This is a genomic window from Luteimonas sp. BLCC-B24, from assembly GCF_028550595.1.
GTDB lineage: Bacteria > Pseudomonadota > Gammaproteobacteria > Xanthomonadales > Xanthomonadaceae > Luteimonas.
This window is the reverse complement of the sequence record NZ_JAQQGN010000013.1, coordinates 1-12758: the sequence shown is the minus strand read 5'-3', so window position 1 is coordinate 12758 and position 12758 is coordinate 1. Positions and strand designations below refer to the sequence as shown.

Below are 12758 nucleotides of genomic sequence, written 5' to 3'. Positions count from 1 at the left end.
CGGAGTCCGCGGTTCAACCACAACAGGGATTGTTCTGTTGGATCGGTGGACATGGCACTGTTCCGAACGAGCAGAACACACAGCAGTCGCCTTGATGCGGACGCAAAACCGCTCCACAGCCCGTGCACTCATAGAAGAATTGACACGCTGTGATGGGCATTGTCTCGGTCGCCCGATGGCCGCACTCCGGGCAGGTCAAGACGCTTTCCAGCTTGACGTCACTCACCGCGAGTCCGCACCTTGGCCGGGAAGCCTGCTTCCGTGACTGCACGCGCGATTCCGGCTGCATCGGTCTGGCTCGATTCGAACGTCACCGTGACTGTTTCAGCCCGGGTGTCCACCTTCACATCGGCCACGCCCGGCACCTTCTCCAGCGCCTTCCTGATGGTGATGCCGCAGGCGGGACAGGTCATGTTCTCAGCATCGAGCATCACTACGGTTGCGGGCGTCGCAAGAGCGGCACCGACCGACAGAGCAGCCACCAGGGCCAGTATCCACTTGTGCATCGCGCCTCCTACAGAATCCAGACGATGTAATAGGGAAACAGCAGCAACAGGACGATGAGGGCTGTCGCCAACCAGAGCCAACGTCGCCTGCGTCGCAGAGCGTCCGGGGCGATGCAACTGCCATCCACACCGCACCGTGCCGCCGGTCGATACAGCATCCAAAACGCCACGGCCAAGGACAGTACGGCGGCGGCGCTGAACCAGGGCCTCAAGGGATCGAGAGCTGTCAGGGTGCCGATCCAGGCGCCACTGATGCCCAGCAGGACCAGCACCAGCGGCACGACGCAGCAGACCGATGCGCCAATGGCGGCGATGCTCGCGCCAACGATGGCTGGAACAGACGATTTGGCCGGGGTTGTTTGCATCAGAGTATACTAGCCTCTGTACCTAGGTACGGAGTCAAGCCGTGCGTCCGAACACGTTTACGATCAGCCGGCTGGCGGCGGCGGCCGATGTGCACGTCGAAACCGTGCGCTACTACCAGCGACGTAGGCTGCTGCGTCAACCCGAGCGACCCATAGGAGGCGTGCGTCGTTACGACGAAAACGATGTCAATCGGCTTCAGTTCATCCGGCGCGCTCAGATGATGGGATTCAGCCTCGACGAGATCGCTGGCCTGCTAGAGATCACAGGCGAACGTTCTTGCGAGCAGACCCGTCAGCTGACCGAGCGAAAGCTCGTCGATGTCCGTCTACGAATCCGCGAGCTGCGACAGCTGGAGAGGGATCTCGAACAGAAGATAGCGCGGTGCGCCCAAGTGCCGGCGGGAGAGTGCTGCCCAACCCTCGATTTTCTGGAGCGGCCAAGAAAGCCAGCTGCGACAGGCAGTTAGCTCACTTTCGGCCCGTTTTTACACGAATCCCTGCCGACCCTCTCATGGCTTGAACCGGCGGTCGAGCTCCGCCTGGGCAAAATACGCTGACGCCTTGCGCAGGATCTCGTTGGCCTGGCGCAGCTCGCGTACTTCCCGCTCCAACGCCTTTATCCGCGCCTGCTCGTCGGTAGTCGGCCCGCTGCGCAAGCCGCGGTCACGCTCGGCCTGACGGACCCAGCGACGCAGCGACTCGGGCGTGCACCCTACCTTGCCTGCGATCGAGACAATCGCCGCCCACTGCGATCCGTGCTCGCCCTGATGCTCCAGCACCATCCGTACCGCGGGGTTCTACCCCGAAATCACGGACGGCTGTAAAAGAGCTGACAGCTTCCGGTCTTTCCTGGCCACCCTGCGCCGCATCCTCGGGTTGTGGAACCGCTCGATGTATTCGAACACATCAGCCCTGGCGGCATCGGGTGTCGGATACGTCATGCGGTGGACCCGCTCGCGCTTGAGCAGGCCGAAGAAGCCTTCGCACGCCGCGTTGTCACCGCAATGGCCCACCGCGCTCATCGAGCACACCAGTTCGTTGGCCGCCAGGTAACGCTGGTAGTCGCCGCTCCGGAACTGGCTGCCGCGATCGGAATGCAGGATCACCGGGTCGCTGCCCTGACGCTGCCAGACCGCCATCTGCACGGCCCGGATCACCATCTGCCGATCCTGCCGATGGTGCATCGACCAGCCCACCACGCGCTGGTCGAACAGGTCCAGCACGATGCACAGGCACAGCTTGCCCTGCCGGTCTTGAGTTCGGTGATGTCGGTGACCCACTTGGTCTCCGGCTCCAGCGCAGTGAAGTCCCGTTCGAGCAGGTTGCGCACGCCCGGCGGCGTCAGCGCGGGCCGGCCACGCTGCCCACGCCGCTTCGGCCGCGGCCAGCCCTGCAGGCCATCTTCAGCCATCAGGCGCGCCACCCGGTTCAGGCTGACGGGTTCGCCGGCATCGGCCAGATCTTCCTGCATCCGACCGGCGCCCAGCGTGCCCCGGCTGTCTTCATGCAGCTCACGGATGCGGTCGAGCAAGCGCTCGTTGTCGAGCTGGCGGGTGCTTGGCAGGCGCTTGCTCCAGTCGTAGTAACCACTGGCCGAGACCCGCAGGCAGCGGCACATCAGCCGAACCGGGAACTCATCGCGGCAACGTTCGATCGCCTGATACCTCAGGACGATCCCTTGGCAAAGAACGTCGCCGCTTCTCTTAAAAAATCCCGCTCCTTCTTCACCCGGGCCAGCTCGCGCTTCAGGCGGGCGAGTTCCTCATCCCGGGGCGTGCCGGTGCCGCCGAAGGCCACCTTGCCTTGGCTCTGGGCCTCTCGCTTCCAGCGGGTCAGCAGCGTGTCCCGGATCCCCAGCTCCCGTGCCACCTGAGCGCAGCTGACGCCCGGCTGGCTCGCCTGCTCAACCGCGCCACGCTTGAACTCTGCACTGAACTTCCTTCGCTTCGACATGAACACTCCTCATGGCCTCGATCGGCCTTCTCGTAAGTGTCCGTGAAAACGGGGGTGAACCCTCGGTGGCCATGTGAGCCGCGTCGGACAGCAGCGCCAAGCTGTTGGTGACGAGGCCACCCACCACCTCGGCGACCAGGAAGGCGGCGGTGAGTCCGAAGGCCCACCACAACGGTTTCTCATGCTGGACTTCGCCCAGCCCGTGATCGTGTCCTGCACCCATGTCTTGTGCTCCTAAGTGGCCGCAGCCTGCATGAAGTTTCGATCAAGCGTTCGCAGCCCGCGGTGAACCCTCCGCCTGCCGATGCAGCCAGCGATACAACGCCGGCAGCACGAGCAGCGTCAGCAATGTCGAGGACACGATGCCGCCGATCACGACCGTCGCCAGCGGGCGCTGCACTTCCGAACCTGCGCCTACGTTGAGCGCCATCGGCAGGAAACCGAGCGAGGCCACCAGCGCCGTCATCAGCACCGGGCGCAAGCGACCCAGCGCCCCATCCACGATCGCATTGTCGAGAAAATCGCCTTGCTCACGGAGCTTTCGGATGAACGCGATCATCACCAGGCCGTTCAGCACGGCAACGCCCGACAACGCGATGAAGCCGACGCCAGCGGAGATCGACAGCGGAATGCCGCGCAATGCCAGTGCGATTACGCCGCCGGTCAACGCCAGCGGCACGCCACTGAACACGATGGCCGCATCCTTCGCCGAACCGAAGGCCATGAACAACAGGCCGAAGATGATCACCAGCGTCACCGGGACCACGATCGCCAGGCGCCGGCTCGCGGAGATCAGTTGCTCGAACGTGCCGCCGTATTCGATCCAGTAGCCAGTGGGTACCCGGACCTTCGCTTCGATCGCCGATTGCAGTTCGTTGACGAAGCCACCGAGGTCGCGGTCGCGCACATTGGCCGTGACGACCACGCGGCGCTTGCCGTTCTCGCGGTTGATCTGGTTGGGGCCAAGCGTGGACTCGATGCGCGCCACTTCCCGCAACGGCACCGTGCGTGGCGCATCGCCCACCCAGCTTGCCGGCCGGCTCGATTCGTCGGCCTCGCCGTTGCTGCCCAGCGGGATCGGCAGATCGGCGAGTGCGGCCGGGTCCTGGCGCACACCTTCGGGCAGGCGTACGACCAGATCGAAGCGCCGATCGCCGTCGAACAACTGGCCGGCCACCTCGCCGCCTACGGCCGTGGCCACCGTGTCCTGCACGTCGCCTGGGTTGAGCCCGTAACGCACGAGCGCCTGGCGATCCGGCACCACGGTCAGCAGCGGCAAGCCGGCGACTTGTTCGGTCTTGACGTCGGCCGCACCGGGCACGGCCGCCATCACTCGCTGCACCTGCGCCGCCGTGCGGACCAGCTGGTCGAGGTCGTCGCCATAGATCTTGACCGCCACGTCCGCACGCACGCCGGAAATCAGCTCGTTGGTGCGCATCTGGATGGGCTGGGTCAGCTCGTAGTTGTTGCCGGGCAGCCTGGTGATCGCCGCTTCCATCTCCTCCAGCAACTCGTCCTTCGGCTTGCGTGGGTCGGGCCAGTCCTCACGCGGCTTGAGCATCACGAAGGTGTCTGAAATCGACGGCGGCATGGGGTCGCTGGCCACTTCGGCAGTGCCGATCTTGGCGAACACGCGTTCCACTTCCGGGAAGCCTGCCAGCGTCTTCTCCAGTGTTTCCTGCATGGCTACCGACTGGGTCAGGCTGGTGCCGGGAATGCGCAGCGCCTGCACCGTGATGTCGCCTTCGTCCAGGTTCGGAATGAACTCGGTGCCCAGACGGGTAGCAAGCAAGCTGCACAGCACTACCAAGGCGGCAGCGCCAGTTAGCACCCAGCCCCGACGCTTCAACGACCAGGCCAGCATCGGTGCATAGCGGCGTTTGGTCCATGCCATCAGACGGTTTTCCTTCTCCTCGACGCGGCCGCCCAGGAAGGTGGCGACGGCCGCCGGCACGAAGGTGAGCGAGAGCAGCATCGCACCGGTCAGCGCAAGCACCACGGTGATCGCCATCGGGTGGAACATCTTTCCTTCGATGCCGCTCAGCGCAAAGATGGGCAGGTACACGGCGGTGATGATGCCGACGCCGAACAGGCTGGGACGGATGACTTCGGCCGTCGCGACCGCGGTCAGGTCGAAGCGTTCCTCCCGCGTCATGGTGCGGCCGAGGGCGTGCTGCGCCTCGCCGAAGCGGCGCAGGCAGTTCTCGATGATGATCACGGCGCCGTCGACGATGAGTCCGAAATCGAGCGCGCCCAGGCTCATCAGGTTGCCCGACACGCCGCCGCGCACCATGCCGATAACGGTGAACAGCATCGCCAGCGGAATCACCGCCGCCGTGACCAATGAAGCGCGGACGTTCCCCAGCAGCAGGAACAGCACGACGACGACGAGGATCGCGCCCTCGATGAGGTTCTTGGCGACGGTGTGGATCGTGCGGTCGACCAGTGCGGTGCGGTCGTAGACTGGACGGGCCGTGACGCCCTCAGGCAGGCTCGCGTTTGCCGTTTCGAGCTTCGCCGCGGAGGCCTGCGATACCTCCCGGCTGTTGGCGCCCACCAGCATCACAACGGTGCCGATGACCACCTCGCGGCCGTTCTGTGTCGCGGCACCCGTACGCAGTTCCGGTCCTTCGCCCACGAGCGCCACGTCGCGTACCCGGATCGGCACGCCTTCGCGCCGGTCCAGCACGATCTCACGGATGGCATCGAGATCGGCAACCTGGCCCGGTACGCGAACGAGGAACTGCTGGCCGTTGCGCTCGATGTAGCCGGCGGCGACGTTCTGGTTGTTGGCCGCGATCGCCGTGACCACGTCATGCAGGGTGAAGCCCAGCGCCACCAGTTTGGCCGGATCCGGCGTGATGTGGATCTGCCGTTCGAAGCCACCGATGGTGTTGACCTCGGTAACGCCCGGCGTATTGCGCATCTGCGGACGCACCACCCAATCCTGCAGGGTGCGCAGGTCGGTGGCCGTATACGGTGTGCCGTCCCGCTTGCGCGCCGTCGGATCGGCGTCGACGGTGTACATGAAGATCTCGCCCATGCCGGTGGCGATGGGCCCCATGTCCGGGTCCAATCCTTCCGGCAGCTGCGACTTCACCTGCTGCAGGCGTTCGGATACCTGTTGGCGGGCGAAGTAGATGTCGGTGCCGTCCTCGAAGATGACGGTCACCTGCGACAGGCCATAGCGGGACAGCGATCGGGTGTAGTCCAGGCGCGGCAGGCCGGCCAGCGCCGTCTCGATGGGGAAAGTGACGCGCTGCTCGGCCTCCAGCGGCGAGTAGCCCGGCGTCTCGGTATTGATCTGCACCTGGACATTGGTGATGTCCGGCGTGGCATCGATCGGCAGCTTCGTGAAGCTCCACACGCCCAGCCCGACCAGGGCGAGCGTGAGCAGCAACATCAGCCACCGATGCGCGATGGCGAATCGGATGATTTTTTCGAGCATGGCGGCGACCTCAGTGCTCGTGCTCGGCGGTCGATTTCTCGATGTCCGCCTTGACGAGGAAGCTCTGCTCGACCACGACCTGCTCGCCGGCCTTCAGGCCGGACACGATCTCGACGCGCTGTGCGTCGCGGCGCCCGCCCCGCACCGGGCGCGTGACGTAGGTGTCGCCCCGGCGCACGTACACCACATCGTCCTCGCCGGCGGTCTGCAGCGCGCCGAGCGGGACCACGAGGTTAACGGGCTGGTGATCGACCGTCACCCGCGCCTTTACCGCGGAACCCGGCCGCCACAGGCCGTCGAGGTTGCGGATCGTGGCACGCGCCACGGTGCTCTGGCTCGCGGTGGCGGTTCCCGGCAGCACGCGTTCGAGCGTGGTTTCGGCGGTGACGCCATCGCTCATGCGGGTAACCAACACCGGTACGCCGGCGGTGATGTGCTGTGCGTCCGCGCCGAAGATGTGCAGGTCCACCCACAGCTCCGACAGGTCCGCGATCTCGTACAGCGCCGCGCCCTCGCCGGCGACCGTGCCGATCGACGCGTTGCGCGCGAGGACCACGCCGGAAATCGGCGCAGGCACGGTGTAGGTGGTGAGGCTCAGGTTGCTCTCGATCGTGGCCAGCGGCTGCCCGGCCCGCACGCGGTCGCCCACGTTGGCGCGCAGCGTACGGATCGGGCCGGGAAAGCGCGCCATGACCTCGGCGACGCGGCCTTCGACGGGCGTGAGCAATCCCTGGACTTCGTGCTCGTCGGCGATCACCCCGGCGGCAGCCGGTGCAACGCGAATGCCGGCGTCCTGCGCCACCTTCGCGGCGATGGTGGTGCGATCCATCGCCTCTTCGTGACCTTCCTCTTCGTGGCCGCCCGCTTCGGCCTGCGATTCGTCTTCATGGCCGGGCTCACCCGCGGGCTTGGCGCCGCCACAAGCGCCCAACAGGACAGCCAGCGTCAGCGCGCTGATCCGGTGCATCCACTTCATGGGGTGTCTCCTTGCGTCGCCCGTGTCGGTGCCGCCACGAAAGGCGCTCCGGTCAGGCGTTGGATTTCGATAAGGGCGCGCTGGGCTTCAAACGCGGCGTCGAGTTGTTGTTTGCGCGCGGCGGTGCGTTCGGACTGCAACTGCGCCCATTCCAGGTAGCTGATGGCCCCGGCGCGGTAGGCGCGCTCGGCCGCCGCTTCGGCCCTGGCGAGCTTGGGCATCACGTCGGTGCGCAGCCGATCCAGCTCCACCTGCGCCGTGAGGTAGCGCCCGTGCGCTTCGGCCAGTGTCGAATACAGCGACAGCCCCTTGGACTCGCGTTCGATCTCCAGCGCGGTGAGTTCGGCCTCGGCCACGCGGATCTCCGGCTGCGCGCGGCGACTCGCGCCCAGCGGCATCGACACACTGCCCACGAGGGCCAAGTCGTCTGTTGACTGCAACCTGCGGATGCCGACTTCCCAATCCAGATCCGCCTTGGCATCGGCACGCGCGAGTTGCAGGCGCGCCTCACGGATACGGCGCTCACCGACGAACTGCGCAAGCTCGGGCGTCTGTTCCAGCAAGCTCGCCAGGGTGGCAAACGCAGGCACCTCGGGCAGGACCGTCGGGTCGCCAGCCACCGCGTCGAAGGTGGGTGATCGCTCGCCCCACAGGGCGGCCAGGTGCTGCCGCGCCGCCGCATGGCGTTGCTCGGCACGGGCACGATCCAACTCCGCTCGGGCCAGGGCCGCCTGCGCGGTCAGCACGACCGACTCGGGCGAAGCGCCGGCCTGCAGCCGTTGCCGCGCTCCGGCGACGGTACGTTGCCGCTGGGCAATGTCGAGCTCGGCGATCTCGCGCTGGCGTTGCGCGGCGACCATCGCCAAGTAGCGACGCGCGACTTCCGCCAGCAGGTCGAGGCGCCGGGCCTCGCGCTCGACCGCCAGGGCATCGATGCGACTTTGCGCCAGCGTGCGACGCGCATCGAGCTTGCCGCCACGCTCCAGCACCGACGCCAGGGTCAGGGTCAGCTCCGCGCCGCTCAGGCCACTCGCCTCGCCGGTGCCGAAAGCGTTCTCGACGCTGGCGCCGGCGACCAGTGGGGGGCGCAGGGTTGCGCGGCCCAGTTCGGCGGCGAGCACGTTGTGTCGCGCCCCGAGCAGGCGCAGATCGGGATGGGATTCGGCGACGCGCGCAAATGCGTCGTCCAGGGAGAGTCGATCAGCCGCGTTCGCCGGCCATGCAATGGCGGACACGGCGACCAGTGCGGCGAACGCCGCAAGTCGCACAGACATGGAAACACTCCAATCGGAAAGGGCCAGAAGCCGGCATCAGCGCCGGTGGGGCGTCAGGCCGAGATCGGAGGTCGGAAGGGGGCGAGCCATCGCCCGCTAGGCACAAGGCGCGAGTCCGTCAGGTTCGTGGGTTCGCTGTGACTGATCCGGGGCAGCACCAGCGGTGCAGCGGGTGTAGGCACCACATGCCCGCTGCAGTGAGCCAAGTGGTGCATGACGTGCAGCGTGCCGGCGGCATTGCCCTCTTCATCGGGCGCTCCGGTTTCGCTGATGTCGTGCACGCTCGCGGCGCCGTGCGACAGCTCGTGCAATTCGCTCACCGAGCCCAGCACCGGCTGCAGGACCACGCTCAACGCCAATGCCGCCAGCATCAGCCAGCGACAGAGGGACAGCGGGGGACGGCGCGAGGTCATGCAGAGGGCGATTTCGATTCGGCGCGGGCACGGCGGGCATCGCCGAGGATCTCGATGGCTTCCTTGATCACGTACAGGCCGATCAGGGTGCCGATGACGTAATCCGGGTACGGGGTGGCGAGCCAGAGTACCAATACACCGGCCAGGATGACGCCGATGTTGGCCACCACGTCGGCGCGGGTGAACAGCCAGGTGGCACGCAGGTGGACCTCGCCCGCCTTCAGCGGGGCAAGCAGGCGCAGGACGGTGACGTTGACCGCAAGCGACAGCAGCGCGGTGCCGATCATCCAGCCGCTGAGCGGCTCGGCGCCATAGACGACGCGCCGGCCCACCTCCACCAGCACGCCGATACCGAGCACGAGCAGCACGCTGCCACTGAGCCAGGCCGCGTTCGCCTTGAAGCGGGCGGTGCGCCCAATGGCCACCAGGCCGATCGCGTAGGCGGTGGCGTCGGACAGCATGTCCAGGGCGTCGGCCAGCAGGCCGGTCGACTGGGCGATCCAGCCGGCAAGGCCGCCGATCACCGCCATGGCGGCGTTGAGCACCAGGGCGATGCGCAGTACGCGCCGCTCCTGTGCGTTCTTTGCCTCATGGTGGCAGCCGCAATCGCTCATCGGGGTCCTCGTCGAACAGATGCCACCCGGCCAGGGTGGCGGCGGAATGCGGCGAAGGATAAAGTCTGTAGTAGCTACGGAGTCAAGCACGTGAAGATCAGCGAAGCGGCCGCCGCCAGTGGCTGCCACCTGGAGACCATCCGCTACTACGAGCGCTCGGGCCTGGTGTCGCCGCCCAAGCGCACGCACAGCGGCTATCGCTCCTACACCCCCGCCGATGTCGACCGGCTGCGCTTCATCAGCCGAGGGCGCGAGCTGGGCTTCAGCCTGGAGGAGATCCGCAGCCTGCTGCGCCTGGACGACGACCCCACCATGTCGTGCCGCGACGTCGACGCCATGGCCCGCACCCATCTGGCCGATATCCAGGGGCGCATCGCAGAGTTGCAGCGTATGGCGTCGGAACTGGAACGGGTCATTGCCGACTGCGCCGGCGGCGAGCGCGGAACGTGCACCATCCTGGGGGCACTGCGCCGGCCGGGCAGCGCCCAGGTTTCATGTCCGGAACCAGGGTGCCGCTCATGAGCCTCGAACGGTATCTGGAGGCCGCCGGACGCAAAAACACGCAGCGCAGGCGAACTTGTCGGCTGCTAGCCACGATAACGCCGCCTAATCCCCTGCCTTTTCGAATCCTTCTATCCTCGGAATTACGAAGATCCGATTGCTAGTCCTGCTGAGCGGGATGTGTTTAGCCCGTGGGGCGTCGGAAAGAGACAGGACGCACACATCACAGCAGCCCGCCTCGATGGCGCTTGCTCGCATCCAGCGAAGGATGGACTCACATCAGGGTAGGCGAATTCCCACAGATCATCGGCTTTCGCCCTGACGGATTGGCAGTGAACAGGCATGCACCCTTGATGGAACATCTCTTTTATGGCGGTTCGATCATGGTCGAAATCAGAACGCACCCTTCCGGCCGTTTTTAGGTACTCGCGGAAGGTCGACACCACGAGGTATTAGAGGGCACCTTGGGTGCCATCGTCGTCGCGCAAGCACTCGCAGGCGAAATTTCCAAAGAGACACGAACTCCTATGACCATCACCAGCCCATGGGGCGACAGGAAGGTAGGCGTGCCAGCCTCAGTTTCGTTGACCCCTTTGAAAATTGCCGGGTCATAAGGTGCGGCAGCAGCAATCGCATACGATGTTGCAGATTGAAGGCGCGCTATCCCTTGCGCTACCGCAGCGGCGTCATTCTCTCTGCGCGTTCACTCCGACGCACCAGCTGCCACGCCGCTGCAGTGGGAGGAATTGGGAAGATCAACAGAGGCCTCTCCTTCGATATCCACACGCCTCCGGAAGCGACCGTGGGACGACATTGACGTTGTCGAGCCGGATCTGGATAAGGCCAAAAAGCAGCTGACTCGGCTCGCCTACGAGCAATGATGTGCGACAAAGCGCATCAGTTCGCCCCTGTGCCTCTCTTGACCTTTGTCGGCGCTCCCGGCCTTGTGCGGGCGACATGATTATTGCCGGGCACGTGCCGGCGCCATGGGTGCTCGATGCGTCTGCTGATGCCAACGCGCGGGCCCGCACCGGCATCGCCAGGCGGCGGTATCCCATCGTCCAGGATCCAGCTACCCCGGACGTTGTGACGGTTTCCGGACGTAGGCCCCTATTCCTTCAAGTCCTTCTATCCTCAGATGGCGAGGATCCAATTGTTAGTCACGAAGCCCCAGCCGAGCGATCACGGCGCCCAGCGGCAGCGACACCAGCGGTGAATCGGTAGCGGCATAGCCAGCGAACGTGGCGGGTGGTCCAAACAGGGCAAACATGGGCGGGCTCCAGCAACAGCTCGCACGGCGCCGCTTGATGGTCTCAAGACTTGAGACCATCGCTTGACACTCTAGTGTCGCGGCCAGGCCTGGTGACTCAGAGTCACCCCCGCAGGCGCGCCCCGATTTCCCAAATTGCGAGGGTATGCCTTGAGCAGAATGACCGGCATCATGCTCCCATGAACGACCTGCCTGCGATTCTGCAACTCGGTCTGCTTGTCGCCCTCATCGTTGGCGGCGTGTGCGCGTTCGGCGGCGGCCTGATTCTCTGGGCACACCTACAGAACAAAGATCGCGAATAGAGCCGGTAGCCTTATGGGCTATCCACCGCAATGGAGGGGTGGAGGCCACGACCTTTGGTCCGGTTGTCCCGGGCCGATCGCGATCCGCATGCTTGATCGTCACAGCGAATACATGCAGTGATCGACTGGCGTTGCTGGACACGTTGTGTATAGAAGCGGACGGGGTGACTGAATGCATAGCGGCGATCCTCCCCTACCTGCCCCTCAGACGCTGCGCCAGTTCGCGAGGCAGATTGCCATGTACATACGGCTTCTACCGCCGAACAGGAGATGCAGTCTTCGATCGAACAGACTGGGAAACTTCGATCGCTATCGTCATAGCCGCTTCAGCAGACAATCCAAGGCCGGCTGTTAGATGCAGGAACTCCATGACGTCGAGCCGGCGTGCGCCAGCTTCAACAGCGGACACACGCTGCTGTGGCCAACCGAGCTGGCGGGCCAGCGCTGTCTGAGTGAGCTCCGCCTCCTCCCGGCAAGTACGGAGCCACTCAACGAGTTGCCGGTACTCGGCTGAATAGATCGTCTTGACTGCCATGGTCGCACCTAGAGAGCGACCAAGAACCTATGGCGGAGACACCGAATACATGAAATTCATGTACGACTAAGGTGCATTTGCTTGTCTTTGTTTCCTCCATCCCGGCGAAGCTACATGCCCTTGTATCTAGTGAATCCGGCAGTCGAGATGACACCTGAGCTATCTCTCTCACCACCTCGAGAAATCCTTGACCATCCAGTACGACCGAATCAAGCCTCCGAAGGTCCGGGACACCAAAGGACAGATAAGACGACCTGTGTGAGAGCCTCAAGCTCGCCCTTGTCACGGAAGGGACCGTACGAGTAACCGGTGGTCATCAGGATAGATTGCCTTAGGTCCCATAGGTCGTCACGAAGCCGCGAAAGCAAACTGAAATTTATGAATGGCCACCGATTACACAAAATTCATGTAGACAGATCTGTTGCGGAGGAGTATGTTTGCCGGATCATGACGAGAGGCTTGCGTGGCCGATGCTCACCGTCAACCGACTCTCTCTCCTTCCTCATCCGCGCTAGTTGCGTGCGCGTGACCTGCCCCCAGTAGCCGTACCACGAGTTACTGGGAGAGCCCGGGGTTGAAGGGTACTTTGGGTTGGTGGGTT

Annotated in this window: 12 protein-coding genes and 2 pseudogenes; 3 read left to right on the top strand and 11 right to left on the bottom strand. The window is 64.9% G+C overall.

Features of this window, described 5'->3' with window-relative positions; genetic code table 11:
* Positions 1 to 13: 13 nt before the first annotated feature.
* The 3 genes from PQS31_RS16820 to PQS31_RS16810 are packed head-to-tail and all read right to left on the bottom strand — an operon-like array spanning position 14 to position 871.
* Positions 14 to 226 (bottom strand): GDCCVxC domain-containing (seleno)protein, encoded by a 213-nt coding sequence (locus PQS31_RS16820; RefSeq protein ID WP_083536958.1) that lies wholly within the window; start codon positions 224 to 226, stop codon positions 14 to 16.
* Positions 219 to 506 (bottom strand): heavy-metal-associated domain-containing protein, encoded by a 288-nt coding sequence (locus PQS31_RS16815; RefSeq protein ID WP_028917132.1) that lies wholly within the window; start codon positions 504 to 506, stop codon positions 219 to 221. Before PQS31_RS16815 ends, PQS31_RS16820 begins: the two co-directional genes overlap by 8 nt.
* A gap of 8 nt (positions 507 to 514) precedes the next feature.
* Positions 515 to 871, bottom strand: coding sequence for a mercuric transporter MerT family protein (locus PQS31_RS16810; RefSeq protein ID WP_017355168.1), 357 nt, complete (start codon positions 869 to 871; stop codon positions 515 to 517).
* 41 nt (positions 872 to 912) lie between these two features.
* Between PQS31_RS16810 and PQS31_RS16805 the strand changes: the two genes are divergently transcribed.
* Positions 913 to 1338: a MerR family transcriptional regulator gene (locus tag PQS31_RS16805; RefSeq protein ID WP_043766636.1), complete on the top strand. Its 426-nt coding sequence runs from the start codon at positions 913 to 915 to the stop codon at positions 1336 to 1338.
* 40 nt (positions 1339 to 1378) lie between these two features.
* Here the strand turns inward: PQS31_RS16805 and PQS31_RS16800 are convergent.
* The 7 genes and pseudogenes from PQS31_RS16800 to PQS31_RS16770 all read right to left on the bottom strand — a co-directional run.
* A pseudogene (locus PQS31_RS16800) lies at positions 1379 to 1653 on the bottom strand (transposase); the annotation flags it as partial.
* A gap of 15 nt (positions 1654 to 1668) precedes the next feature.
* Positions 1669 to 2824, bottom strand: a pseudogene (locus PQS31_RS16795) (IS3 family transposase).
* Positions 2825 to 3089: 265 nt separating this feature from the next.
* Complete coding sequence (locus PQS31_RS16790; RefSeq protein WP_272763992.1) at positions 3090 to 6272, bottom strand: CusA/CzcA family heavy metal efflux RND transporter; 3183 nt, start codon at positions 6270 to 6272, stop codon at positions 3090 to 3092.
* 10 nt (positions 6273 to 6282) lie between these two features.
* On the bottom strand, positions 6283 to 7248 hold the full coding sequence (locus PQS31_RS16785) for an efflux RND transporter periplasmic adaptor subunit (RefSeq protein WP_336314360.1): 966 nt from the start codon (positions 7246 to 7248) through the stop codon (positions 6283 to 6285).
* On the bottom strand, positions 7245 to 8522 hold the full coding sequence (locus tag PQS31_RS16780; RefSeq protein WP_043689475.1) for a TolC family protein: 1278 nt from the start codon (positions 8520 to 8522) through the stop codon (positions 7245 to 7247). The genes PQS31_RS16785 and PQS31_RS16780 overlap by 4 nt, the downstream gene beginning before the upstream one ends.
* Positions 8523 to 8575: 53 nt before the next feature.
* Positions 8576 to 8935 (bottom strand): hypothetical protein, encoded by a 360-nt coding sequence (locus PQS31_RS16775; RefSeq protein WP_272763991.1) that lies wholly within the window; start codon positions 8933 to 8935, stop codon positions 8576 to 8578.
* Positions 8932 to 9549 (bottom strand): cation transporter, encoded by a 618-nt coding sequence (locus PQS31_RS16770; RefSeq protein ID WP_024867892.1) that lies wholly within the window; start codon positions 9547 to 9549, stop codon positions 8932 to 8934. Before PQS31_RS16770 ends, PQS31_RS16775 begins: the two co-directional genes overlap by 4 nt.
* Before the next feature lie 90 nt (positions 9550 to 9639).
* Here PQS31_RS16770 and PQS31_RS16765 point away from each other — a divergent pair, with 90 nt between their 5' ends.
* Together PQS31_RS16765 and PQS31_RS16760 are read left to right on the top strand one after the other, a co-directional pair.
* Entirely contained in the window at positions 9640 to 10071 is a 432-nt protein-coding gene (locus PQS31_RS16765; protein WP_024867893.1) for a helix-turn-helix domain-containing protein, read from the top strand.
* A 1428-nt stretch (positions 10072 to 11499) separates the two neighbouring features.
* On the top strand, positions 11500 to 11622 hold the full coding sequence (locus PQS31_RS16760) for a hypothetical protein (RefSeq protein ID WP_272763990.1): 123 nt from the start codon (positions 11500 to 11502) through the stop codon (positions 11620 to 11622).
* A gap of 253 nt (positions 11623 to 11875) precedes the next feature.
* Here the strand turns inward: PQS31_RS16760 and PQS31_RS16755 are convergent, their stop codons facing one another.
* On the bottom strand, positions 11876 to 12157 hold the full coding sequence (locus tag PQS31_RS16755) for a helix-turn-helix transcriptional regulator (RefSeq protein ID WP_096009501.1): 282 nt from the start codon (positions 12155 to 12157) through the stop codon (positions 11876 to 11878).
* Positions 12158 to 12758 lie beyond the last annotated feature (601 nt).